Below are 24,248 nucleotides of genomic sequence, written 5' to 3'. Positions count from 1 at the left end.
GAAACCAAACGAAGGAGTATCCAACATGCAGGTCATTCTGCTCGAACGTATCGGCCGCCTCGGCCAGATGGGCGATGTCGTAACCGTCAAGGACGGCTTCGCACGCAACTTCCTGCTGCCGCAGAAGAAGGCCCTGCGCGCCACGGAAGCCAACCGCGCACAGTTCGAATCCCAGCGCGCCCAGCTTGAAGCCAACAACCTCGATCTGAAGCGCGAAGCTGAAGCTGTCGCCGAAAAGCTCGACGGCCAGATCTTCGTTTCGATTCGCTCGGCCGGCGACACCGGTCAGCTCTATGGCTCCGTTGCCACGCGCGACATCGCTGAGGTTGTCACCGCGAACGGCTTCACCATCGATCGCCGTCAGGTTGTGCTTGAGCGCCCGATCAAGAACCTCGGCCTGCATCCGGTTACGATCGCGCTGCATCCGGAAGTGTCTGTGACCGTGCAACTCAACGTTGCCCGTTCGGAAGACGAAGCTGAGCGCCAGTCGCGCGGTGAAGACGTCACCGTTGTCAAGGAAGAGAAGATCGAACTCGAAACCTTCGATCCGGACGCCGAGTTCGAGGGCGGTTCGGAGCAGGGTTCCGACGACGAGAATCAGGGCGAATAACGCACCTGCTGATTCGCGCCACTCGCAAGCTAATTCCCGTCCCCGTGTTGATAACGGGGACGGGAGTTGACACCACCTCGACGCCGGGCCGTTTGAATCGGATACCGTCGAGCCATGGCACAGAACGCTCTCCAGATTTCCGATCGCCTCGCTTCCCTTGGTGAGGCCGACGATTCGATCCCCTTCCGTCAGGCGCCTCACAACCTTGAGGCCGAGCAGGCGCTACTTGGCGCCATCCTCGTCAACAACGAGGCGATGGACCGCGTGTCCTCGTTCCTCGATCCGCAGCACTTTTATGATCCGCTGCACCAGCAGATCTATGAAACCGCTGCCAAGCTGATTCATGCGGGCAAGCACGCAACGCCGATCACGCTGCGCACGTTCTTCGAGAACGCCCAGCCGATCGCGCCAACGCTGACCGTGCCGCAGTATCTCGGCACCCTCGCCGCCAACGCGACGACGATCATCAACGCCGAAGATTACGGCCGCACCGTTTATGACCTCGCCACGCGCCGCGCGCTGATCATCATCGGCGAGGACATGGTCAATAACGCTTATGAAGGTTCGATCGATCAGCCACCGCAGAGGCAGATCGAAGAATCGGAATCGCGTCTCTACGATCTCGCCGAGCAGCGCAAGTACGGCTCGGGCTTCGTGTCGTTTGCCAACGCGCTGACGACCGCCATCGACATGGCCGGTGCTGCCTATCAGCGCGCCGGGCATCTGTCGGGCATTTCCACCGGCCTGTCCGATCTCGACAACAGGCTTGGTGGTCTGCAGTCGTCCGATCTCCTCATTCTCGCCGGTCGTCCGTCGATGGGTAAAACGGCGCTGGCGACGAACATCGCTTACAACGTCGCCAAGGCCTACAAGTCCGAGCAGCAGCCCGATGGCTCGCTGAAAACCGTCAACGGCGGCATCGTCGGCTTCTTCTCGCTCGAAATGTCGGCCGAGCAGCTGGCAACGCGTATTCTTTCTGAGCAGGCGGAAGTGGGCTCGGAAAAAATCCGCCGCGGCATGATCAACGAGGATGAATTCCGCAAGCTGGTGGAAGTCAGCCGCGTGATGAGCGAAAGCCCGCTTTATATCGACCAGACCGGCGGCATCTCCATTGCTCAGCTCGCAGCCCGGGCACGTAAGCTGAAGCGCCAGAAGGGCCTCGATCTGCTGATTGTCGACTACTTGCAGCTGCTCTCCGGTTCATCGAAGCGCGGCGACAACCGCGTGCAGGAAATCACCGAGATCACCACCGGCCTGAAGGCGCTGGCGAAAGAGCTCGCGGTTCCGATCATCGCGCTGTCACAGCTCTCGCGTCAGGTCGAACAGCGCGAAGACAAACGCCCGCAGCTTTCGGATCTGCGTGAATCGGGATCGATCGAGCAGGACGCCGACGTCGTGATGTTCGTGTTCCGCGAAGAATATTACGTCGAGCGCACCAAGCCGTCTGAGGGCACATCCGAGTTTGTCGAATGGCAGCAGAAGATGATGGGCGTTTCCGGCAAGGCGGAAGTCATCATCGGCAAACAGCGTCACGGTCCGGTGGGCACGGTTGAACTCGCGTTCGAAGGCCAGTTCACGCGCTTCGGCAATCTGGCGCGCGAATATCAGTCGGCCGGATTTGACCGCGAATAGAGTGCTTCCGGAAAAGTGGGCACCGGTTTTCCGATAAGAAGCACGGATAAGAGAGTGCTTGCGGAAAAGTGGGAACCGCCTTTCTGACAAGAAGCGCGATAGGACAAATATCTCCGGCGCAAACCCTTTGCGCCGACCTGTTCAGTTTCCCCGTCGTCTCAGCACTTCAAAGGTGGCCTTAGTGCCACCTTTTCTTTTTGGTGCCGCCATATACCTGATCTGAGTTGAACCGGTTCAGCGGATCGATCCCGCATTTTGCGTCGGCGTTTTTGTCCCGGCAATCCCCCGCTGCGTCGATCGATCAGGCTCTCGCACCTCGCCCGCGTTCAGATTCGGCGCTAGAAATATGCATGCTTGCGGGCTCGTCTGGTCCAACGGGGGAAATCCATTTGTCCGATCGGAACGTGCTTTCCGTCCCAGTTACGCGCAACGCCTTGCACGGTGGCGCGCTGCGCGAGGTGGCATTCGCGCCCTCTGCGGCCATTCCGGCATCGGCGACCGGCGTCATCACCATCGATCTGGCGCAGTTGCGCGCCAACTGGCGGGCGCTTGCCATGCATGTCGCGCCGGCCGGGTGCGCAGCTGTCGTGAAGGCCGATGCCTATGGTCTGGGCGCAGCGCGTATCGTGCCGGCGCTCTATCAGGCCGGGTGTCGCAATTTCTTCGTCGCCACGTTCGATGAGGCCGCAGCGGCGCTGAAATATGCCCCCGGCGCCACCGTCTACATTCTCGATGGCGTCATGCCCGGCGCCGCACGCGATATCGCTGCACTCGGCGCTCGCCCCGTGCTGACCAGTCTTGGCGAGGTCGATGCATGGGCCGCGCTCGCTGCGCAGGATGAAGCCGCCCCGCCCGCCGCGCTGCATGTCGACACCGGGTTGCATCGGCTTGGCATGGCCGAAGATGAGCTGGAGGCGCTGGTTGCCGACGACGCGCTGATGGCGCGGCTCGACTTCGCGGTGGTGATGAGCCACCTCGCCTGCGCCGACGAAGCCAGCCACGCGATGAACCGCCAGCAGCTCGAAACCTTCAAGCGGCTGCGCGCGAAGCTGCCGAGGGCGCGCGCCAGTCTCGCCGCCTCCGATGGCCTGCTGCTCGGCCGTCCGTTCCATTTCGATCTCGTGCGGCCGGGCTATGCGCTCTATGGCGGACAGGCCAACGCGGATCTGAAAACGCCGGTGTCGCCGGTGGTGCAGGTTTCTGCGCGCATCCTGCAGGTTCAGGATGTGCCGGCCGGCGGTGCCATCGGCTATTCCGCCACCTATCGCGCCGCCACGCCGAGGCGCATCGCAACCGTCGCGGCCGGTTACGCCGATGGTGTGTTCCGCCATGCCAGCGCCGCCAATGGTGAAACCGGTGGTGCCGTCATTGTGCGTGGCCAGAAGGCGCCGGTCGTCGGCCGCGTCTCGATGGATCTCATCACCATCGACATCACCGACATTGACGGCCCGCCACCCGTGCGCGGCGATTATGTCGATCTGGTCGGCCCTCGACTGCCGCTCGAAGCTGTTGGCGCGGGCGCACGGACAATCGGCTATGAGGTGTTGACGCGGCTGGGGCATCGCTTCCACCGTCATTACGTCGACAACAGCGATTGATCCATGGCCAAGGCTAGCAAGACCATCTTCGTATGCCAGAGCTGCGGGGCCACGTCGCCGCGCTGGCAGGGCAAATGTCCCTCCTGCTCCGAATGGAACACGCTCACCGAGGAATCGGACGGCGCCGGTCCACCGGGCACCGGCCTGATGCGTCGCGGCGCAACGTCTGGCCGTGTCATTCCGCTGGAGAGCCTCAGGGGCTCGACGCAGGAAGCCCCGCGCTTCTCCACCGGACTGGCTGAGCTCGACCGCGTCACCGGCGGCGGCATCGTACCCGGCTCGGCATTGCTGATCGGCGGTGAGCCGGGCATCGGCAAATCGACGCTGCTGCTGCAGCTTACCGCTTCCCTCGCCCGCGCCGGCAAGCGCGCGGTCTACTTCTCCGGCGAGGAAGCGGCGGCACAGGTGCGCCTGCGGGCCGCCCGCCTCGGTCTGGACGATGCTCCGGTTGCGCTGGCCTGCGAAACATCGCTCGCCCACATTCTTGCAACGCTGGAAGCCGGGCCGCCGCCCGATCTCATCGTTGTCGATTCCATTCAGACGCTGTGGGCCGAAGCCATCGAGGCTGCGCCCGGCACCGTCAGTCAGGTGCGCGCCTCTGCCCAGGCGCTGATCCGCCACGCCAAGACGGCGGGCAGCGCGCTGCTGCTGGTGGGCCACGTCACCAAGGATGGCCAGATCGCCGGACCGAAGGTGATCGAGCACATGGTCGATACCGTATTGTACTTCGAAGGTGATCGCGGCCACGCCTATCGCATCCTGCGCGCGGTGAAGAACCGCTTCGGTGCCACGGACGAGATCGGCGTGTTCGAGATGGCCAGTTACGGCCTGCGCGAGATTTCCAACCCGTCGGAGCTGTTTCTGGGCGACCGGGATGCGTCAAGCCCCGGGGCTGCGGTGTTTGCCGGGGTCGAAGGCACGCGGCCGATCCTGGTCGAAATTCAGGCCCTCGTGGCGCCCTCCTCACTTGGCACGCCGCGTCGCGCCGTGGTCGGCTGGGATACCGCGCGCCTGTCGATGCTGCTGGCGGTGCTGGAAGCCAGAGCCGGGCTCTCGTTCGCGGGCAAAGATGTCTACCTCAACGTCGCCGGCGGCCTGCGCATCAACGAGCCCGCTGCCGATCTGGCCGCCGCCGCCGCGCTGGTCTCGTCCCTTTCGGGCGTGCCTATCCCCCGCGACCGGGTCCACTTCGGCGAGGTCTCGCTTTCCGGCGCCATCAACGCCACCCCGCTGATGGGGCCACGCCTCAAGGAAGCCCAGAAGCTTGGCTTCCGTGAAGCTCTGGTCCCCGCCCAGGGTGAATTGGACGCAGCCGGACTAAAACTGCGGACTATGCGGCTTTCGCATTTGAGGGAACTTGCCGACGAGGCGCCGTCATGCGACTGACAGCCAGCCGTGATGGCTTGGCCGTCACCCCCATATTGTATGTCTAACGGAGCTTAAGCTCATGCTCGGTCCGATCACCTACCTCGATGCGGCGGTGCTGGCCGTTTGCTTCATTTCCGGCCTGCTGGCCATGTACCGCGGTTTCTCGCGCGAGATGCTCTCGATCATATCGTGGGCCGTGGCCGCAGCAGCGGTGCTTTATTTCGTTCTCTTCCATAAGCCGTTCGCGCAGGACATGGCCGCCCAGATGGGTACGCCGGTTGCGGTGGCCCAGATCGTCGTTGGCGCGGTGATCTTCCTGATCGTGCTGATCGTGGTGCACCTGCTGACCGCAAGGCTGTCCGATACGATTCTCGACAGCCGAGTCGGTATGGTTGATCGCGTCTTAGGATTTCTGTTCGGGGTCGCGCGCGGCTTTATTCTGATCGTTATCCCCTACATGTTTTATGAGGCCTTCTTCCCCGATCGGGAGCAGCATTTCCCGTGGGTAAAGGAGGCTGTGACGCTCCCCTATATCCAGAGCACCGGCAATTCGATCCGCTATGTACTTGAGGCACATATGCCCTCGTCGCTGACCAACCCGGGCGGAGATCAGCCGCAGGATGAACAGCCCACGCAGCTTCAGCAGCAGGGTTCATTACAAATTCGGCAAAGCGACGAAATGGCGCTTGAAGCGGGGGGGAGATATCATATTTCTGTCACCTGGACGGTGCGCGCAAGTTAACCCGGACAGCACACTGGCCTTAATCGCGTTCATAAATTCGCCGCGGCGGGCGACACCAGTGGGAGGTGGCCATGACTCAACGGCTCGATGACACCGATTGCACATCAGATGACGACGCAAGCGAGTGTGCGAAGCTGCAAGGCCCCGGTTATCTACGCTACGGCGACGACAGACTCCGCGAAGAATGCGGAGTCTTCGGCATTTTTGGGCACCCCGATGCCGCCGCGCTAACCGCGCTGGGCCTGCATGCGCTTCAGCATCGCGGTCAGGAAGCCTGCGGGATCGTCTCCTACGACGGCCAGCAGTTCAATTCCGAGCGCCGCATGGGCCTCGTTGGCGACCACTTCTCGCGCGCCAACGTTATTGAGCGCCTCAAGGGCCACATCGCGATCGGTCACGTTCGCTATTCCACCTGCGGCGATCCGGTCATTCGCAACGTGCAGCCGCTGTTCGCCGACATCAGCACCGGCGGTTTCGCCGTCGCCCACAACGGCAACCTCACCAACGCCGTCACACTGCGCCAGGAGCTGATTTCCAGCGGCGCTATCTACCAGTCGACCTCTGACACCGAAGTCATCCTGCATCTGCTGTCGCGCTCCAAGAAGAACCGCGTTGTTGAGCGCTTCGTCGATGCCATCCGCCAGATCGAAGGCGCCTATGCGCTTGTCAGTCTCACCAACGAAATGCTCATCGGCGCCCGCGATCCTATCGGCATCCGCCCGCTGGTGATCGGCCGTCTTGGCTCGGCCTATGTGCTGGCTTCGGAAACCTGCGCGCTCGATATCGTCGGCGCTGAATTTGTCCGCGAAGTTGATAACGGCGAAGTCGTCGTCATCACTGAGAACGGGCTCGAAAGCCATCGCCCCTTCCCTCTTCGACCCGCGCGGCCGTGCGTGTTCGAATACATTTACTTCGCTCGGCCCGACAGCGTCATCGGCGGACGTACCGTTTATGACATCCGCAAGCAGATGGGCGTGCAGCTGGCGCAGGAATCCCCGGCCGACGTTGACGTCATCGTGCCGATCCCCGACTCCGGCGTGCCCGCTGCCATCGGCTTTTCGCAGGAATCCGGCGTGCCGTTTGAACTCGGCATCATCCGCAATCACTATGTCGGCCGCACCTTCATCGCCCCCGAACAGCGCATCCGCGATCTCGGCGTCAAGCTGAAGCATTCGGCCAATGCCAGCATCATTCGCGGCAAACGCATCGTGCTGGTGGATGACAGCGTCGTGCGCGGCACCACCTCGAAAAAGATCGCCAAGCTGATGTACGAAAGCGGCGCGCGCGAAGTGCACATGCGCATTTCATCGCCGCCAATCACGCACCCGGATTATTACGGCATCGATACGCCCGACAGCACTTCGCTGCTGGCGGCGACGATGGATCTCGAGGGCATGCGCGAATTCCTCGGCGTCGACAGCCTCGCATTCCTCTCTGTCGATGGTATCTATCGCGCCGTTGGTTTTGAAGGCCGCGATCCGCGCAGCCCGCAGTTCACCGATCATTGCTTCACCGGCGAATATCCAACACCGCTGACCGATCAGAGCGGCGTTGCCATTCCGCGCCAGCTCTCGTGGCTGGCTGAGGTGGGCTGATCGCCGGTTGGCTTTTTGACTGCGTTACCGGCGCCGGGCCATGTGTCCGGCGCTGTTCGTTTGAGGCATCGCGCGCGTTATTAATGCCGCCTCGCGTGGCGGCGTTTTGCCTTCCCCGGTGGTGCCCTGCGCTGCGTTCGGGCTATAGATGCTGCGGGCGCATTCCCGCTGCCGCCGATGACGTAGTCAACCTCGTGAGAGCACAAACCCATGAAGCATAAGAAGCCGCTCAAGGATCGTTTGGCCCTCGTCACGGGCGCATCGCGCGGCATCGGTCGCGCCGCCGCGCTGGGGCTGGCTGAAGCGGGCGCGCACGTCATTCTCGTTGCGCGTACCATCGGGGCGCTGGAGGAACTCGACGACGAGATCCGCCGCGTTGGCAGCAAGGCGACACTGCTGCAGCTCGACCTGACGAAGGGCGACCGCATCGATCAGCTCGGGCCGACCATCTATCAGCGCTGGGGCAAGCTCGACATCCTCGTCGGCAACGCCGGCATTCTCGGCCCGCTATCGCCGCTGCCGCATGTCACCGAGGATGCATGGAGCCAGGTGATCGACATCAACCTGTCGGCCAACTGGCGTCTGCTACGCACGCTGGATCCGCTGCTGAAGCGCTCTGACGCCGGCCGCGTGATCTTCGTCACCTCGGGCGCCGCCACCGGCAAGTATGCATATTGGGGGCCGTATGCCGTTTCAAAGGCTGGCCTTGAGGCGCTGGCGAAAACCTACGGCAACGAGGTGAAGTCGTCCGACATTCACGTCAACCTCGTCAACCCGGGCCCGGTGCGCACCGTGATGCGCGCGAAAGCCTTCCCCGGCGAAAATCCCGAAACGCTGCCCGCTCCGCGGGAACTGGCGCCGCTGTTCGTCGAGCTGGCATCGCCGTCGTGCGACTTCTCCGGCCGCATCATCAATTTCGCCGACTGGAAGAAAGAACACACCGAAAGCGAAAGCTGATCGTCAGTCGGCGCACGATTTAGATCGGCGCGTCATTTGACGGCAACGCGCGCAATCAGTTGAAGTTGATGACCATGCCGTCATAGGCCGGCTCGACATTATCCGGCAGCTCGCGACGCAGCGCCTCATAATCGAGATCGGTCGTCATGTGCGTGAGGATCGCACGCTTGGGCTGCAGCCGTTTGACCCATTCCAGCGCCTGCTTGACGCTGAAATGGCTGGGATGCGGAATGAACCGCAACGCATCGACGATCCACACGTCGAGGCCTTCAAGCATCGCCGCCGACGCATCGCAGATGTCGCTCACATCCGGCGAATAGGCCAGCTTGCCGATGCGGAAGCCAAGCGTCGGAATATCGCCGTGCACCTGCTCGAACGGCACCAGATCAATCGCGCCCGATGGGCCGTCGATACGCACCGGCTGTGGCGGCGCGATGGTATGCGCGGTTAAAATCGGCGGATAACTGGAACCCACCGGCTTCTCGAAGCAATAGGCAAACCGCGAGGTGAGGCTTGCGCGCGTCTGCGCATCGGCCCACACATCCAGCCGCTTTTTCATCGCGTAGGCGACCATGCGCAGATCATCGATGCCGTGCGTGTGATCGGCATGATCGTGCGTGTAGAGCACGCCGTCCAGCGCATCGCAGCGCACGCTGAGAAGTTGCTCGCGCACATCGGGCGATGAATCGATCAGCGCCGTCGTGTTGCGTGGTTTGCCCAGCCGCTCCACCAGCATGCTGCAACGCAGGCGCCGGTTCTTCGCGTTGGTCGGATCGCATGCACCCCACATGGTGCCGATGCGCGGCACGCCCCCGGACGAGCCGCAGCCCAGAATGGTGGCGCGATAGCTCATGCGCTGGCGCTTTCCGTTTCACTCGGCCGTTTCACCTTGGTGAACAGCCGGAAGAAGTTGTCTGTCGTGATGCGTGCCATATCGTCTTGCGATATGCCCTTCACCTTGGCCAGCATCGCCGCCGTATGCGCGACATAGGACGGCTCGTTGGTCTTGCCGCGGTATGGCTCCGGCGCCAGATACGGCGCATCGGTTTCAACCAGCAGCCGGTCGAGCGGCACCGCGCGCGCAATCTCGCGCAGCGCTTCGTTCTTCTTGAACGTCAGCACGCCGGTGAACGAAACATAGAGCCCCAGCTCCACCGCGCGCGCGGCCAGCTCCGGCCCGCCGGTATAGCAATGCAGAATGGCCGGAAACGGCCCGCCGGAAGCGTGCGCTTCCTCAAGGATGGCGATGGTGTCCTGATCGGCGTCGCGGGTGTGAATTTCCAGCGGCAGGCCGGTGCGGCGCGCCGCCTCGATGTGCGTGCGGAAACCTTCGGCCTGACCTTCCGGCGAAGCCTTTTTGTAGAAGTAGTCGAGCCCCGCTTCACCGATGGCGACAACCTTCGGATGCGCGGCGAGGCGCACGATTTCATCGGCTGGAATGCCGCGCTCGTCGGGTTCATCGGCGTTGTGCGGATGGGTGCCAACCGAGCAGTAGATGTTGTCGTGCGCTTCGCAGATTGCCAGCAGCTTCGGCAGCTGATGCACGCGCGTTGCAATCGTCACCATCACGCCGACGTTCGCAGCTTTCGCCCGCCGCAGAATGCCTGCCCGGTCAGCTTCGAGCTGCGGAAAATCGAGATGGCAATGGTGATCGACAAGCATGGTCACGCGGCCGGGCCTTTCGGCGGTTTTGGCTCCTTCGGTGCCTTCTTCGGCTTTTCTGCCGCGACAGGATCCTCGTCGCCACCTTCCACTTCCGGCGCAACATAGCGCGGGAACACACCGGCAGGCGCTGGCAGTTCCGTGCCGGGCTTCAGACGTCCGGCCTCACCCAGCGCCGCGAACCCGCGCGCCTCGTGATCCTGCGCCAGATAGTCCAGCAACTTGCCCGCGGCATCCGGCGTCACCGGCAACGCCAGAATGGCGATCTGGCGCACCACCTCAGCCGTTACATAGAGAATGGTCTCCATGCGCTTGGGGTCAGTCTTTTTCTTGGCCCACGGCTCTTCGCCCGCAAAGTAGCGGTTGGCTTCGGCAACGACGTACCACACGGCGTCGAGGTAACGCGTCACCGCCTGGCGATCCATCGCCTCACGAGCCTTCGCGTACATGCCGTCAGCGGCGGCAAGAATGGCCTTGTCGGCATCGGTGAACTCACCGGGCTGCGGCACACGTGCGTCGCAGTTCTTGTTGATCATCGACAGCGAACGCTGGGCAAGGTTGCCCAGGTCGTTGGCCAGATCGGCATTGATGCGATTGGCGATGGCTTCCGGGCTATAGTTGCCGTCCTGGCCGAAGTTCACTTCGCGCAGGAAGAAGTAGCGCACCTGCTCGCGGCCATACGCTTTCACCAGATCGAACGGATCGACCACGTTGCCGACCGACTTCGACATCTTCTCGCCCTTGGAGAGCACGAAGCCGTGGCTGAACACGCGCTTTGGAATCTCCAGCCCCGCCGACATCAGGAACGCGGGCCAGTAAACCGTGTGGAACCGCAGAATGTCCTTGCCGATCACATGCACATTCGCCGGCCACAAACGCCACAGCGGATTGAGCTGATCAGGATAGCCCAGCGCGGTGATGTAATTCGTGAGCGCATCGACCCACACGTACATCACATGCTGCGCGCCATTGCCGGACTGCTCGCGCGTGGTCGACTCCGGCACCGGCACGCCCCAGTCCAGCGTCGTGCGCGAAATCGAAAGATCCTCAAGGCCGCCGCGCACGAAGCTCGTCACCTCGTTGCGGCGCTCCAGCGGCAGAATGAAATCCGGGTTAGCGTCGTAGTGCGCCAGCAGCCGATCCTGATAGGCGGATAGGCGGAAGAAGTAGGTCTCCTCTTCCGTCCACTCCACCGGTGTGCCCTGCGGTCCGCGCCGCACGCCGTCGTCGCCGAGCGTGGTCTCGCTCTCGTTGTAGAATGCCTCGTCGCGCACCGAATACCAGCCTGCATAGGCCTTCAGGAAGATGTCGCCGTTGGCTTCCATCCGGCGCCAGATTTCCTGCGCAGCCTCGTAGTGGCGCGGCTCGGTGGTGCGGATGAAATCGTCGTTCGACAGCCCCAGCGTGCCCGCCATCTCGCGGAAACGCTTGGCGTTGCGATCGGCCAGCTCGCGCGGCGTCAGCCCTTCCCGCGCCGCCGTCTGCTTCATCTTCAGGCCGTGCTCGTCGGTGCCGGTCAGGAAGTAGACGTCCTTGCCGTCGAGCCGCTCAAAGCGCGCAATCGTATCGGTCGCAATCGCCTCGTAGGCGTGTCCGATATGCGGCGAGCCATTGGGATAGGAAATGGCCGTGGTGATGTAAAACTTTTGGCGCCCGCTCATGGACCTTTTGTCCTCGGATTTGTGATGTCGATGATGATGCCTGAAAAGATCGACGCTGCCGATGGGCAGCGCGGCGACGCTTCACATTCGGGCGCAGGGCGCGGCGAAGATCGCATATGGGAGCATGGCTGACATATCGCAGACGGCTTCCGTTCTTCTCAAGCGGACCTGGTATCCTGAGCGGCAGCGGCCAGATTGGCCGCAGTATCAAGGATCAGCCCCTTGCGGTCGAGGTTAAGCCCAACAGTCTGGGCCTTTTCGCGGGCTATTCTTTCCCACAGCGCAGCGAACGACGCAAGCCGCGCCTCCCCCATGATCCGCGAGGCCCGCTGGCGCTCCGCATCGGTGCCCTCCCCCGTTACAGCGACGCGGATCAGGCGCGCCAGCGTTTCCAGCAGCAGCTCATAAAACAACTCAAAACGCTCGTTAGCGGCTGTAGGTTGCAGCTCATCCCCAAGCCGGTGCACGGCGTTCCAGTCGACCCGCGGCAGCGTCTCGATCAGGCGGTCGACATGCCCCTGCAGCTCGATGCCGCCGCCGCCCAGCAGCCCCAGCAGCCGCCCGGTGCTGCCGCCCGCCAGAGCGATCAGCGCGCTCCATTCTGATTCGTCCGGCGCCCTCAGTTCTGCCACCGCCAGCGCCTGCTCGGCCGCCGCACGCAGGTCTTTGTCGGACAGCGCGGGCAGCACCAGATCGCGACAGCGCGAACGGATGGTCGGAACGAGCTGCCCCGGCGCCGACGATATCAGCAGAAACACCGTGCGCTCCGGCGGCTCCTCGAGCGACTTCAGCAGCGCGTTGGCGGCATTCACGTTCAGGTCGTCGGCCTGATCGACAATCACCACGCGCCAGCCATCGCCCGCCGCGCGATGCGACAGGAACGAGCGCAGCCGCCGCACCTCATCCACCGGAATGGAGGTTGTGAAGCGCTTGGCCTTGGTGTCGTACGGGCGGCGGATCAGCAGCAAGCCGGGGTGCGAAAGCGCCCGCACCTGACGCGCCGCGATGGAGTTCTCCGGCACCGAAAGGCTGGTCCCGGAAGGATCGCGCTCATCAGGGGATGCCAGCGCCGCACGCGCGAAACGATAGGCCAGCGTTGCCTTGCCGATGCCCTGCGGGCCGGACAGCAGCCACGCGTGATGCGTGCGTCCTTCCGCCAGCGCCTCCGCCAGCATCGCCTCGCCCGCCTCCAGGCCGAACAGACGTGCTGTGTCGCGCGGATGCGGGAAGTCACCCAGCCGGTCGGCTTCCGGCAGCGCTTCTACCTGCTGTGCGGCGGGCGCGCGTGCCATCAGGCCCCCGCTGCCAGCAACCGGCTTTCCACCGCGCGCCACACCTCGGCGAACACCTCTTGCTCGTCCTGCGCGGCATCTATCAGCACGCAGCGCTGCGGTTCAGCCGCTGCAATGGCCTGAAACGCTCCGCGCAGCCGCCAGTGGAATTCGAGGTCGCGCCGTTCGTAGGCGTCGGCTTCCGTATCGGGGTTGATGCGATCAACGCGGCGCGCGTAGGCGCGGCCCAGCCCAAGCTCAGCCGGCAGATCGAGGATGATGGTGAGGTCCGGCAGCGTCGGGCTGACGATCATCTCGTTCAACGTATCGATCACCTCACCGGGCAGCCCGCCCGCCACGCCCTGATACACGCGGGTGGAATCGATAAAGCGGTCGCAGATCACCCACACGCCATCGTTCAGCGCCGGGCGCACAACATGGTCGAGATGATCGGCGCGGGCGGCATAGAACAGCAGCGCTTCCGACAGCGGCGAATGGGGCGGCGTCGCGGGATCGAGGATCACATGCCGCATCGCCTCGGCAAACGGAGAGCCGCCCGGCTCGCGCGTCATCGCGGTGGCGATGTTCCGGGCCGCCAGCGCATCGGCAAGCAGGCGCGCCTGGGTCGACTTGCCCGAGCCTTCGCCGCCTTCAAAGGTGATGAATTTGCCCAGCACGGTGCGTCCCCTATGCGCCGCCGCCGCTACAGGCGACCGGTTCTCCTGTCGGTAACATGCAGGACCGCCGGGGGCCAGACCACCGCCTGATCCCGCCATCGGGCGGTAATGCGCGGATTAGACCACGATCGGTTCGGACCCTATCAGTCCGAAGCGTGAATCGTAGGTCTCAAGAGAGCCTAGTCCTCGGCCTTCAGTGACGGAATGAGCCCCAGCGCCAGATAGGCCAGCGAATCGAGGCCGCGCCGCACCAGCCCGCCCTCTTCCACATCCGCCGCCGCATAAAGCGGCACTTCATTGACGGAGTTGTTCTGCGTGATCACGCGCAGCACCGCCACCTTATCGCCCTGCCGCACCGGCGGCTTCAGCGGCCCGTTGTAGACGATCTCGGCCTTGAGCCGCGGGTTCTCCGGCACGCGGGGCAAGATCACCCGCACCGCGCCATTGCCGGTCAGCGGCACAAACAGGCTCTCGCCGCCCCACACGCGCGCTGAGCCGACGGTTTCGCCGGCCTCAAACAGCGTGAACGGCGCAAAGCTGCGATAGCCCCAGTCCAGCAGCCGCCGCGCCTCGGAAGTGCGCTCCGCCTCGGTGGCAAGGCCCATCACGACCACGATCAGCCGCTTACCACCCTGCACCGCCGAGCCAACCAGATTGTAGCCGGATTCCCTGACGAACCCCGTCTTCAGACCATCGGCGCCGATGTCCAGCGCCAGCAGCGGATTGCGGTTGAAGAACTTGAACTTGCTGTACTCGAATAGCCGCTGCGAAAAGATCGGATAGTATTCGGGATATTCGCGGATCAGGTAGCGAGCCAGCAGCGCAATCTCGCGCGCCGTCATCTGCTGATCGGGGTGATACAGCCCGCTCGGATTGGCGAATGTCGATTTCGACAGCCCGATCCGCTTGGCTTCCTCGGCCATGCTCTTGGCGAACTGCGCCTCGCTGCCGCTCAGGCCTTCGGCCAGACAGATCGCAGCGTCGTTGCCCGACTGTATGATCAGGCCCTTCAGTAGTTCATCGACGGTCGCGGTCGTGTTGATCGGCACAAACATCGACGATGTTCGCGACGGTGCACCGCCCGTGCGCCAGGCATGCTCGCTCATCCTGAATTCGTCGGTGAGCTTTATCCGCCCTTCCTTCAGCGCGCGAAACACCACGGCCGCCGTCACCAGCTTCGAAATCGAGGCCGGCGGCATCAATTGATCGGCATTGTGCTGGAAATAAACCGCGCCGGTATCGGCATCGAGCAGCAACGCTGCCTTGGCCTTCGTTTTAAAGCCGCCCTGGGCCATCGCAAGCTGGGGAGCGAGGATGGCAAACAGTGCCGCCAGCACTGCCAGCGTCCTTATCAGGCAGTCCCGAAGCCCGCGACGGTGGAGAAAAAGCATTTGAATATCGGACCTTGTCGGCTGATTGCATCCGGATCGAACTATCCCGTCTGCCTACGGTCCATGTCAACGCCACGCGCTATTTATCTAGCGGCGCCCAATCACTTGTCCCCTCAAGGTTTGCGCTTGCCTGTGGCGCAAATCCGGCTTCCGCGATGCGTGCCATGGCTGCGGCCGCGCCAGGATCGTCATAGGGGCCCATGCGCACGGAAAACCGCTCGGCGCCATCGGCACCCATCACATCCACCTGGCTGGCATCGCTGCCGCCAAGCATGCGCCGCAGCCGCTCAGCTTCCGCCTCGGATGTGAACGGGCCGACGCGCACGTATACCGGCTCGGGCAATTCAGCGCCCAACGCCGAGCGCGAAGAACCCTTCAGCCGCAGTCTGTGCTCGCGGTATGTCCACGCCATCACCGACGTTGCCGCCGTGGCCACTGCCGTGCGGCCCAACGTGCTGTTGGAACTGGCCGGCCCGCCAAGCGATGCAGTCGTAATCGAGCCCGCCGTTGCCGATTGCGCAATGTTGATGCCGCCTGACCAGGCCTGCGCCATCAGGAACTGTCGTTCCCTCGTGTCATCGCCGTTCAGCGGCGCGCGGCCAGCGTAGCGCACGCGCACCTTTGCAAGCCCCTTCTGCCTGAAGCCCAGCGCTTCGGCGGAGCGCATCGACAAATCGATCATGCGGTCTTTGGCATAAGGCCCGCGATCATTGATGCGCACCAGAATCGTGCGGTTGTTCTGCAGATTGGTCACATACGCATAGGACGGCATCGGCAGCGTCGGATGCCCGGCCGTCAGCGCATGCATGTCATAGATTTCGCCGTTTGATGTCTTGCGGCCATGGAATGCCGCCCCATACCAGGAAGCCGTGCCCGAGCGATCATAATTGGGCTCTTCCTTGGGGTAGTACCACCGGCCGGCCACCTGATACGGCTTGCCAACCTTGTATACACCCCCGCCCTTCGGAACGGTGCCGGAATTGACCAGGCGCGGACTGGCGGCAACGCCGAGCTCGCTTTCCGTCGATCCCACTTTGCCTGAGCCCAGGCTTCCGGTCGTGACAGGAGAAACCCCGCTGCTGCCGGAGCACGCGGCCAGCGCGGCTGCGCAAGCGGTAACGGAAAGGCGCAACACGCTGCGGACAATCAATGGCGTGGAGCGGCCGCCTGTCGCGTCCATTGCCGACGGGCCAGCTTCGTGGCGCGGACGATGCCTTGCCACTGTTTGCGGCCCTTTCGCCGCCTTGCCCGCCAACCTACGCATCGCACACTTTCCCACCTCTCCCGGTTGTTGGGATCGGCCATCTGTCCATTGCCCTGACGTCTCGCGCACGCGCACGGGCCGTCTCCGGCTGTTATTGAGGCGCCATGCTTTCCCACCGGAGGGCCCGCGGAAGCACGTTCAAAGCTCGTTGGCCAGTTTGCGATGCCGTTGCACCGCCTGACCGGAACGAAGGCCGGCTTAGCGGTCCTTCAACCGCTTCTCCCCTCCATTGGGGCCAGATCCTTGGAAACCTCAGATCCTCACCGGCAGGGCGCGGCGCAACGGCGCGCCCCTGTGAGAAGCATGGCAATACGTGCTTGAGATTGGGTAAAGGGAGAAACCGGCTTGAGGCAGCCGCCGCGGAGCCCTATAGGTTCGCGGCGCATCGGCTCGCCGGTATGCAGGAGGGGTGGCCGAGTGGTTTAAGGCAGCGGTCTTGAAAACCGCCGTGCGGGGAACCGTACCGTGGGTTCGAATCCCACCCCCTCCGCCATTTGATGCTTTCTGCTCCGTTCTATCCCACAGCAGATCCAGCGCCGATACGGTGCGGCAGACCGAGTGAAATGGGCCTGACGAGGCTAGGTGCTCGTTACAACAGCTAAAGCTACCAGCGAAATTTTCGCGCTGTCAGGCGGAAACAAATTCAGAGTAGTCATCTTCGTTAGACACCGCGGGATGAGCGAACTCTCTCAGCATACTTTCGATCCAGACCTCTGCAATCTCGCAGAGCTCGTCAGGTAACCCGCTAGTATCAATGTCCAGAGTGATTGCTTTATCTATCTGGCGTTCGTTCAAACGCATCGTCTGACGGTGGATATCGCCGCGTATTAGCATGGCCACCATTCCGCAAAGATGCAGAAATGAGCGGTCTATTTTTGGCTTCATCCGACGGGGTCGTTCAAAGCTGGAAAGCGCGACACGCAATTCGATCTCTGTTTCTATGTCCAGAACTTCCCTTCGCAGCGCAATGGATGCTGCTTCCCGCGCCTTCGGGTCGGACCAGCTATCATGATACTTCAATAGTACCTTCGATACGCCGTCATAGCCGCCAGCCTTAAACGAGACCGGGCACCAGTCATGCCATTGGCGGTCGGTGTCATCGGTCAGCACAAAAGAGCCTAAGCCTGGAACCGTCTGTCGCTCGGTGCAAAGTCGGTGAGGGAAGATGCGTCCGTCTACCGCGTACGCAGACATCCACCGGGCATCCATCGGCCGCGGCACCGAAGAGAGGGGCAAGAGGTCAGGCAATTCTCTTGGAGCCCCCATCTTGTTGCTACGTCCCGGTGAGTCTGGGTGCCGAGGGATTACTTCGCCGACAACCCGGCCGCCCCTGCTCCGGTCAAAGATCAGCTGGCAAGGCACTCCCAGTCGCTGAAGTCCGTTCGAACCGATATGAGCGCCAGCTAGGAGCGAGTGTCGACGCTCGCCAAAGATGCCGCGCTGCTCATGCCAATAAAGCTTCTGAAAGTAGAGGAGGTGATCTGGTGCTTGGTCAACCAATTCATGAAGACGAGTTGACCATGATGTGTCGTCAGCAAATGCCGGATTACGCACGGTTTCAATTGCAAGGTCGATATCACCAACTGTTTCTTCGCCGCGCATGACCGATCCGAACAGCCAAACCCGCTCCACAAGATTAAGCGGGGCGGAATGTTGGTTCATGTGCGCTATACGCGCCAGGAGATCATTCAGAACCCGGCGAGCTGTACGCAGCGGGCTACGTCGTGTTTTGCCCTCCGCAATCGCGAGCCCGGCCTCAGTCAAATAGTGCTCGTGCGATGAGGCCGTCGGGTCAATAAGCTGTCGTTCAAGCAACTCCTCGTAAAGCGCTGCCGCTTCCAGGCGCGAGGACGCGAATGACTTCGTCTCGAAAAAATTTTCTTCCTGGCCAGTTCGAGCGTAAGTCTTCAATGCTCGCTTGACCTCTACCAGCGGAAACCCGGCTAAGGTGGTGTCTTTCGGTAGATTGACGCCCATTGCAACCTCCAAGCTTAAGTGCGCAATCACGGAAATGATCACTGCAAGCTTAAGGTCGATCGAGTTGTAGTTATGCCGGATTCCATCGGCGAGCGGAGAAGCATAGAAGCTCGCCCAAGAAGGATGCCGGTGCCCGCTTTGGGCTAACGCGGCCCGTATGCATTCATCATCGCCAGTCAACGGGGCCACCATGAACGCAACCAACGCCACGTCCTATCTTGAACCGACGCAGGAGGCAGGTCGTCAGTTCATGCAGCGCAATTTTGCTGGTCCCGTTGTCATGCTCAATTTGCTGAGGCTCAGGGTCGTTGCCGATTACTCAAGCTACCCTGAACTGGCGCCGGTCATGCCAATCAGCGGTGCGCAGGCCTACGAGCGCTACATTGAGCACACGCTGCCATTCCTACGGGCGAGCGGCGGCGAGATCCTGTTTCTCGGTGAGGCCGGCCACTTCCTGATTGGCCCCGCCGACGAACGGTGGGATCTGGCAATGCTGGTTCGGCAGGCCAGCGCTGGGGCCTTTGTCTCCTTCGCCAGTGATACGGGGTATCTCGCCGGGCTTGGCCATCGCTCGGCGGCGGTGGAGGATTCCCGCCTGCTCCCGCTATCGGAATTGCCGTTCTCCGCCATTGCCGACCCAGCGGGGCTGTGAGCCACGCGATATGCCTCGGCGTCTAACCGGCCTGAACTCGTTTCACAGATGCTGATGCCGAGGTGTTCTCATCACTTGGAGCGCCGGGCCCGCCGCGATGTGGCCCGGTCGCAACGCTGAGATGGCGAATTGATCCGCACGCAATCGCCATCCGGCACCGGCGCCAATGACGACGCTACAAATTTTGCCGCGCAAACAATACCTTGGCGGTAAGGAATTGTATCGCGCAGTCCTCCGCACCCTTAGACAGCCTCTAAACTACTGTCATTGCAGCGCAATCTAAAGAAAGCTAGGCAGGATCATTGGTCTGTGTGTGGCTCTCGACGCGTTGGAATAAGTAGTGACCTGGGATTTGCACAAGCTGTTTCAGCGCCACGCGAAAGAGCTGGTCCGCTCGCTGACGCGGCGCGGGCACAGCTCCGACACCGCCGCCGATATCACGCAGGACGCGTTTGTGCGGCTGATAACGACACAACCGAGCCGCATGGGCTTTGACGCCAATCCGCGCGCTTATCTTTTTGCCATCACCCGCAATCTCAGCATCGACCTCATTCGGCGTGACAGGCTGGTGCCGAAGGTCGAGCTTACCGCCGAAATGGCGGAATGGATTGTCGATCCCAATCCGCTGCAGGACGCGATTGTCTATGATCGCCAGCGCCTCGCGGCGACCGAGCGCGCCATCGCCGAATTGCCCGCGCGCACGCGGCGCGCGTTCGAGTTGCATCGGATGGACGAACTGACCATCGCTGAGATCGCCGATCGCATCGAACTCTCGACGTCGCGTACATGGTCGCTGATCCGCGATGCCTATAAGCACATCCGTTCGCGGCTTGGCGCCATCGACGCTACGCCCTAGACCATGATCGCTTCGGACCCGATCGTCCGAAGCGTGAATCATAGGTCTTGCGAAACTTCCCATGATCGCTTCGGACCTTATCAGTCCGAAGCGTGCATCAGGTGAAAAATTGGCTAACCCGTTCGTTCTAGGAGTGGGCGCAGCGGCGCAAACGGGGATGCCATGACCGAGCAGGATCGCCTATTCGAAGAGGCGACGGATCTGATTATCCGGCTGAGGAACGATCCGACGAGCCCCGTCGCTCTGGAGATGATCAGCCAATGGCGCGCGCGCAGCCTGGACCATGAAGCAGCCTGGTTTGAAGCCAGCGAAATTTTCGGGTTGGCGGGCAATGCCCTGAAGCGCTCCCGCGCCGATGCCAAGCGCCGTTCCGGCCCCAGTCGGCGCAGCGTCCTCATCGGGTTCGGAGTTGGCGTGGCGGCATTTGCTGTCGGGCGGGAAGCGCTGCCGTGGGCAATCATTCAGGCGCGCGCTGATTACGTCACCGGCACCGCTGAAATTGCGCACCGTACGTTGCCCGATGGCAGCCGCATGACGCTCGGTCCCGATAGCGCGGTGGCACTGTCGTTCTCGCCGACGCAACGGCGCGTCGATTTGTTGGCCGGAATGTCGTATTTCGATGTTGTTGCTGGCAATGACGCCCCACCGATGCACATTGAGGCGCAAAATGTTGCCGCCACATGCGGTAATGGCAGTTTCGACATCAGCATCGATGGCCCGACCGTCAGCCTGGGCGTTGATCGCGGTGTGATCCATGTCGGCGTGCCGCAATCGCCGACGCACTTTGCTGACGAACTGGCGGCCGGTCGCTGGATGGCTCTAACGAACGGCGCCGACAACATCGCACAGGGCGTGCGCGATACCAGCGAAATAGCGGCCTGGCGCGACGGCCGTATCGTTGCCGATCAGGAGACCGTGGCGGCGATCGTCATTCGCATTGCGCGCTGGCTGCCCGGGCGTGTTGTTCTCGCCGATCCCGCAATCTCGAACCGCCGCGTCAACGGTGTGTTCGATCTCACTCAGCCGTTGGCCGCACTTGAAGCGGTTGTGCATCCGTTTGGCGGCAAGGTGCGTCAGATCTCACCGTTCCTCACCGTAATCACGCCGATCTGAATTTTCTTTCGGCCTCAGGGCAGAAAATTCCAACAGCCTGTTCGTTACAGGTGAAGGGGGCAGCAGATACCTGCCGGCACAGCTGCTCCCTGTGTATGAGTTGAGTGGAGTGTTTTGTAATGCGTTGTGGGGGAAATGGCCGCCGGGCTGAGGCCTGTCGCGCCGGTGTGGCTGCGTCATGGCTGGCGATCTGTGCGTGTGTCGGTGCTATCGGTGTTGCGCCGGAATTGGCGTTCGCGCAGGCGGCGCAGAAAAAATCATTCAACATCCCGGCAGGATCGTTAGCGCAGGCCCTCGCCGCCTTCGGCAAGCAGGCTGGCCAGCAGGTGAGCTATCCGTCCGAACTGACTGCGGGCAAAACGTCAGCGGGCGTATCCGGCAGCCTCACCGCATCCGAAGCGTTGAGCGCTATTCTTGCTGGCTCCGGCCTTTCCTATAGCTTCGCCAACGCGTCAACGGTTTCAATCAGTGGCGCTGACAGCGGAGCGGGCGCAACGGTCGATGGCGCAATAGCTCTTGATACGATTGATGTGTCGGGTGGCGGAGCGACAGACGGCTTCTCAGCCGACACGCCGTATTACACTGCAGGTTCCAGCACGTACATTTCAGGCGAACAGATCGAGCGCTTCCGCGGCACTTCCACAGGCGACATGTTCTCCGGCACGCCGGGTGTGCTCAACGGCGACAACCGCAACGGCGCAGCCCTCGACATAAACATTCGCGGCATGCAGGGACAGGGGCGCGTACCGGTCAGCGTTGATGGAGCGATTCAGGAAACGACGGTTTATCGCGGCTATTCCGGTGTTGTAGGACGATCCTATGTCGATCCCGATTTCATCGGCAGCGTGACAATTGAAAAAGGTCCGAGCGCTGCGGCGGACGGAGCGGGCGCGATCGGCGGCATTGTCCGCATGGACACCATCGGCGTGGACGACATTCTGCTACCGGGCAAAAATTCCGGCGTCCGCTTCAAAGGTGGCTTCAACACCAACAGCTCATCTGTCCCGGCCGTTGGAACCTGGGGCGGGCTAGCGGGAACAGGCAACTACCCGAACTCGCAAATACCTTCATCGTTCGGTGGTCCGGACGGAATGGACCGCCCTGGCCTCCTTGAGCCGACGGGGGGATATGGCAGCGTCGCCGCCGCTTATCGATCAGAAACGATCGATATCGTCGCCGCCTACGCTCAACGAAAAAACGGCAACTACCACGCTGGAACTAAAGGCGATGGCATTCCTGAGCCAACAATACGGCCGCGCCAGATCTGGCAGAATGGCGCGTGGGTAGACTCGCCCACGGAAAGCACCGTGACCATCGAAGGGCTCAATCGCTTTCGACCCGGCGAGGAAGTCTTGAACACATCGCAAGACAACAGTTCCATTTTGCTAAAGAGCACAATCCGCATCGCAGACGATCAGCAGATCGAGCTTGGGTATATGGGCTACGACAGCACGTACGGCGAAATCATGCCGTCGCAGCTTCTCTGGAACCCTAACGGCGGCGCATATCAGGCGTGGCTCAACAGCGTGGAATTGAAGACGTACACGGCCAAATACAAATGGAATCCGGCCGACAACGATCTGATTAAATTGAAAGCGGGCTGGTGGATGGTCGAGAACAGCCTTACGCTTCCCTATCAGTGGTATATGACCGATCAGACGCCGATGCCGGAGATTGCCAACTGGTTCGGAACGGACGGCAGGCGGTGGGGTCTGAATGCAGACAACACGTCCACGTTCGATTCCGGATTGGGCCATGTTTCGCTGAACTACGGCGGATCCTACACGTACGAAACCATTCAGCCGGGTAAGGGAACTGAACTCGACGGCAGGCGCGGCAACCGGCAGGAATACAGCCTGTTCGCATCGGGCGAATGGAAACCAACGCGTTGGCTTGGCCTCAATGCGTCGCTGCGGTATTCCGACTTCATAAACAAGGACACACGCCCCTGGACCGAAACCACCTATCCTCTTCGCCATGGCGATCAGGTGATCAATTTCAAAACGTCGGCTGAACGCACCGCGTACAGGCAGGCTAATCCCGGCTCGACCAATCTTCCGACCGTGAGTGAAACCAAATACGGCGTTTATCGCGCTTTCAAGGACAATGGATTCGCGCCGATACTCAGCGCAACAGTCGAGCCGTGGGAAGGCATTCAGTTCTATGCCAAATATGCGGAGGCAATCCGCATGCCAAGCCTGTTTGAAGCTACGCGCGGCTGGTCGGCTGATCCTACTGCTGCCGGTCTCGATCCAGAACATGCCAAAACCTGGGAGTTCGGTTTCAACGTGCTGCGCGACGAGGTGTTTTTCGCGGGCGATCGCCTTCGTTTCAAGGCAAGTTACTTTGACAACGATGTCGACAACTACATCACCAGAACCGACACGCCGGAAGGCACCCTGCTGATGGTCAATATCGACAGTGCGCGCCTCCGCGGCATTGAGCTTTCGGGATCGTACGACACCGGCCGGTTCTTCGGCAACATGGCTTACACGTACTATACGAGCACCGAATTCTGCGTAAAACCCGGCCAGATCAGAAATGTCGCCTATGCCGATCGGCTCTGCACTGAAGGTGGTGTTTCTAACAGCTACGTCGTCAATCACCTGCCGCCGAAGGACAGCATATCCGTGACACTCGGCACCCGCGCTTTCGACGAGAAACTGACGGTTGGTGGCCGCATAACCTATATCGGCAAACGGCCAACATCGGGATTAGACGGCACATCGGGCACGGGACTGATAACGCACGTTGAGTGGGATCCCTACACTCTGGTCGACCTGTTCGCGAGCTACAAAATCAACGAACAGTTCCAGATCGATGCAACGATCGATAACGTCACTGACACCTACTACATGGACGCGCTCACCCTCGGCCTGATGGCTTCACCGGGCCGCACCATTCGGACGGGCATCACGGCCCGTTTCTGACTCCAACTAATATATCGCTCCGCGACATATGACGCCAAGGCCTGTGACCCAGGCAGTGGCGTCATTCATCTGGACTCGACGTCGCTTGTCGCGCGTGGGTCCGGACACGCTTTCTCGGCCATCTGATCGACCAGCAACGCCGTCGTCCTGCGGAGCTGAATCGCCAGCCCTGGAGGCAGCAAGCTGGCCGCCGCTCCAGCTTACCGCTCCGGCCGAGGAGCAAACGGGACGGGTTTCGCCTCGACGCCCTATTGCTACGCGCACGGACCGTCAGCGGCATCCCCTATTCGGG

At 62.0% G+C, this 24,248-nt stretch carries 19 protein-coding genes and 1 tRNA gene; 12 read left to right on the top strand and 8 right to left on the bottom strand.

Going from position 1 to position 24,248, the window contains the following annotated elements:
• Nucleotides 1–25 precede the first annotated feature (25 nt).
• The 7 genes from rplI (at nucleotide 26) to C6Y62_RS09760 (ending at nucleotide 8,502) form a co-directional block, all read left to right on the top strand.
• A complete protein-coding gene (gene rplI / locus C6Y62_RS09790; protein ID WP_068462335.1) occupies nucleotides 26–610 on the top strand; it encodes a 50S ribosomal protein L9 in 585 nt (194 codons plus the stop codon).
• A gap of 114 nt (nucleotides 611–724) precedes the next feature.
• Entirely contained in the window at nucleotides 725–2,242 is a 1,518-nt protein-coding gene (locus C6Y62_RS09785) for a replicative DNA helicase (RefSeq protein WP_173953766.1), read from the top strand.
• Nucleotides 2,243–2,631: 389 nt separating this feature from the next.
• A complete protein-coding gene (gene alr, locus C6Y62_RS09780; RefSeq protein ID WP_246274554.1) occupies nucleotides 2,632–3,840 on the top strand; it encodes an alanine racemase in 1,209 nt (402 codons plus the stop codon).
• 3 nt (nucleotides 3,841–3,843) lie between these two features.
• A complete protein-coding gene (gene radA, locus C6Y62_RS09775) occupies nucleotides 3,844–5,226 on the top strand; it encodes a DNA repair protein RadA (protein ID WP_068462339.1) in 1,383 nt (460 codons plus the stop codon).
• A gap of 61 nt (nucleotides 5,227–5,287) precedes the next feature.
• Nucleotides 5,288–5,950 (top strand): CvpA family protein, encoded by a 663-nt coding sequence (locus C6Y62_RS09770; RefSeq protein WP_173953764.1) that lies wholly within the window; start codon nucleotides 5,288–5,290, stop codon nucleotides 5,948–5,950.
• A gap of 71 nt (nucleotides 5,951–6,021) precedes the next feature.
• Nucleotides 6,022–7,545 (top strand): amidophosphoribosyltransferase, encoded by a 1,524-nt coding sequence (gene purF / locus C6Y62_RS09765; RefSeq protein ID WP_173953763.1) that lies wholly within the window; start codon nucleotides 6,022–6,024, stop codon nucleotides 7,543–7,545.
• Nucleotides 7,546–7,755: 210 nt separating this feature from the next.
• A complete protein-coding gene (locus C6Y62_RS09760; protein WP_173953762.1) occupies nucleotides 7,756–8,502 on the top strand; it encodes an SDR family NAD(P)-dependent oxidoreductase in 747 nt (248 codons plus the stop codon).
• 55 nt (nucleotides 8,503–8,557) lie between these two features.
• Here C6Y62_RS09760 and C6Y62_RS09755 read toward each other — a convergent pair whose 3' ends face one another.
• The 7 genes from C6Y62_RS09755 to C6Y62_RS09725 form a co-directional block, all read right to left on the bottom strand.
• Nucleotides 8,558–9,355 carry an MBL fold metallo-hydrolase gene (locus C6Y62_RS09755; RefSeq protein WP_173953761.1) on the bottom strand — a complete coding sequence of 266 codons (798 nt, stop codon included), beginning with the start codon at nucleotides 9,353–9,355 and terminating at the stop codon, nucleotides 8,558–8,560.
• Nucleotides 9,352–10,164, bottom strand: a complete 813-nt coding sequence (locus C6Y62_RS09750) for a TatD family hydrolase (protein WP_173954008.1) — start codon at nucleotides 10,162–10,164, stop codon at nucleotides 9,352–9,354. Before C6Y62_RS09750 ends, C6Y62_RS09755 begins: the two co-directional genes overlap by 4 nt.
• 2 nt (nucleotides 10,165–10,166) lie before the next feature.
• The gene (gene metG / locus C6Y62_RS09745; protein WP_173953760.1) at nucleotides 10,167–11,825 is read right to left on the bottom strand and encodes a methionine--tRNA ligase; all 1,659 of its coding nucleotides are present in this window, start codon (nucleotides 11,823–11,825) and stop codon (nucleotides 10,167–10,169) included.
• A gap of 158 nt (nucleotides 11,826–11,983) precedes the next feature.
• Complete coding sequence (locus C6Y62_RS09740; RefSeq protein WP_173953759.1) at nucleotides 11,984–13,117, bottom strand: DNA polymerase III subunit delta'; 1,134 nt, start codon at nucleotides 13,115–13,117, stop codon at nucleotides 11,984–11,986.
• A complete protein-coding gene (tmk, locus tag C6Y62_RS09735; protein ID WP_338074359.1) occupies nucleotides 13,117–13,773 on the bottom strand; it encodes a dTMP kinase in 657 nt (218 codons plus the stop codon). Before tmk ends, C6Y62_RS09740 begins: the two co-directional genes overlap by 1 nt.
• A 179-nt stretch (nucleotides 13,774–13,952) precedes the next feature.
• Nucleotides 13,953–15,164 carry a D-alanyl-D-alanine carboxypeptidase family protein gene (locus C6Y62_RS09730; protein WP_173953757.1) on the bottom strand — a complete coding sequence of 404 codons (1,212 nt, stop codon included), beginning with the start codon at nucleotides 15,162–15,164 and terminating at the stop codon, nucleotides 13,953–13,955.
• A 79-nt stretch (nucleotides 15,165–15,243) separates the two neighbouring features.
• Entirely contained in the window at nucleotides 15,244–16,344 is a 1,101-nt protein-coding gene (locus C6Y62_RS09725; protein WP_173953756.1) for a septal ring lytic transglycosylase RlpA family protein, read from the bottom strand.
• A gap of 487 nt (nucleotides 16,345–16,831) precedes the next feature.
• Between C6Y62_RS09725 and C6Y62_RS09720 the strand changes: the two genes are divergently transcribed.
• Nucleotides 16,832–16,921, top strand: a tRNA-Ser gene (locus C6Y62_RS09720).
• Between the two features lie 134 nt (nucleotides 16,922–17,055).
• Here the strand turns inward: C6Y62_RS09720 and C6Y62_RS09715 are convergent.
• Nucleotides 17,056–18,615 (bottom strand): nucleotidyltransferase domain-containing protein, encoded by a 1,560-nt coding sequence (locus tag C6Y62_RS09715; RefSeq protein WP_173953755.1) that lies wholly within the window; start codon nucleotides 18,613–18,615, stop codon nucleotides 17,056–17,058.
• On the opposite strand from C6Y62_RS09715, the gene C6Y62_RS09710 reads away from it, so the two are divergent.
• The 4 genes from C6Y62_RS09710 (at nucleotide 18,596) to C6Y62_RS09695 (ending at nucleotide 23,956) form a co-directional block, all read left to right on the top strand.
• Entirely contained in the window at nucleotides 18,596–19,057 is a 462-nt protein-coding gene (locus C6Y62_RS09710) for a DUF1330 domain-containing protein (protein WP_173953754.1), read from the top strand. The genes C6Y62_RS09715 and C6Y62_RS09710 overlap by 20 nt on opposite strands.
• 340 nt (nucleotides 19,058–19,397) lie before the next feature.
• Nucleotides 19,398–19,913, top strand: coding sequence for a sigma-70 family RNA polymerase sigma factor (locus tag C6Y62_RS09705; RefSeq protein WP_173953753.1), 516 nt, complete (start codon nucleotides 19,398–19,400; stop codon nucleotides 19,911–19,913).
• A gap of 162 nt (nucleotides 19,914–20,075) precedes the next feature.
• Nucleotides 20,076–21,026 carry a FecR family protein gene (locus C6Y62_RS09700; protein ID WP_173953752.1) on the top strand — a complete coding sequence of 317 codons (951 nt, stop codon included), beginning with the start codon at nucleotides 20,076–20,078 and terminating at the stop codon, nucleotides 21,024–21,026.
• 119 nt (nucleotides 21,027–21,145) lie between these two features.
• Nucleotides 21,146–23,956 (top strand): TonB-dependent receptor, encoded by a 2,811-nt coding sequence (locus tag C6Y62_RS09695; RefSeq protein WP_173953751.1) that lies wholly within the window; start codon nucleotides 21,146–21,148, stop codon nucleotides 23,954–23,956.
• Nucleotides 23,957–24,248: the final 292 nt, after the last annotated feature.

Source organism: Hyphomicrobium sulfonivorans (genome assembly GCF_013306565.1).
In the GTDB taxonomy this organism is placed as follows: domain Bacteria; phylum Pseudomonadota; class Alphaproteobacteria; order Rhizobiales; family Hyphomicrobiaceae; genus Hyphomicrobium_A; species Hyphomicrobium_A sulfonivorans.
The sequence above is the reverse complement of the archived record's forward strand: the minus strand, read 5'-3'. Positions and strand labels throughout refer to the sequence as shown.

Excerpts from the sequence above, each read along its gene's own strand:
- C6Y62_RS09700 (WP_173953752.1), top strand. The coding sequence starts at position 20,076 with ATGACCGAGCAGGATCGCCTATTCGAAGAGGCGACGGATCTGATTATC.
- C6Y62_RS09770 (WP_173953764.1), top strand. The coding sequence starts at position 5,288 with ATGCTCGGTCCGATCACCTACCTCGATGCGGCGGTGCTGGCCGTTTGC.
- C6Y62_RS09785 (WP_173953766.1), top strand. The coding sequence starts at position 725 with ATGGCACAGAACGCTCTCCAGATTTCCGATCGCCTCGCTTCCCTTGGT.
- C6Y62_RS09730 (WP_173953757.1), bottom strand. The coding sequence starts at position 15,164 with ATGCTTTTTCTCCACCGTCGCGGGCTTCGGGACTGCCTGATAAGGACG.
- C6Y62_RS09760 (WP_173953762.1), top strand. The coding sequence starts at position 7,756 with ATGAAGCATAAGAAGCCGCTCAAGGATCGTTTGGCCCTCGTCACGGGC.
- C6Y62_RS09725 (WP_173953756.1), bottom strand. The coding sequence starts at position 16,344 with ATGGACGCGACAGGCGGCCGCTCCACGCCATTGATTGTCCGCAGCGTG.
- purF (WP_173953763.1), top strand. The coding sequence starts at position 6,022 with ATGACTCAACGGCTCGATGACACCGATTGCACATCAGATGACGACGCA.
- C6Y62_RS09695 (WP_173953751.1), top strand. The coding sequence starts at position 21,146 with ATGCGTTGTGGGGGAAATGGCCGCCGGGCTGAGGCCTGTCGCGCCGGT.
- metG (WP_173953760.1), bottom strand. The coding sequence starts at position 11,825 with ATGAGCGGGCGCCAAAAGTTTTACATCACCACGGCCATTTCCTATCCC.
- rplI (WP_068462335.1), top strand. The coding sequence starts at position 26 with ATGCAGGTCATTCTGCTCGAACGTATCGGCCGCCTCGGCCAGATGGGC.
- C6Y62_RS09750 (WP_173954008.1), bottom strand. The coding sequence starts at position 10,164 with ATGCTTGTCGATCACCATTGCCATCTCGATTTTCCGCAGCTCGAAGCT.
- C6Y62_RS09740 (WP_173953759.1), bottom strand. The coding sequence starts at position 13,117 with ATGGCACGCGCGCCCGCCGCACAGCAGGTAGAAGCGCTGCCGGAAGCC.
- C6Y62_RS09710 (WP_173953754.1), top strand. The coding sequence starts at position 18,596 with ATGAACGCAACCAACGCCACGTCCTATCTTGAACCGACGCAGGAGGCA.
- radA (WP_068462339.1), top strand. The coding sequence starts at position 3,844 with ATGGCCAAGGCTAGCAAGACCATCTTCGTATGCCAGAGCTGCGGGGCC.
- C6Y62_RS09755 (WP_173953761.1), bottom strand. The coding sequence starts at position 9,355 with ATGAGCTATCGCGCCACCATTCTGGGCTGCGGCTCGTCCGGGGGCGTG.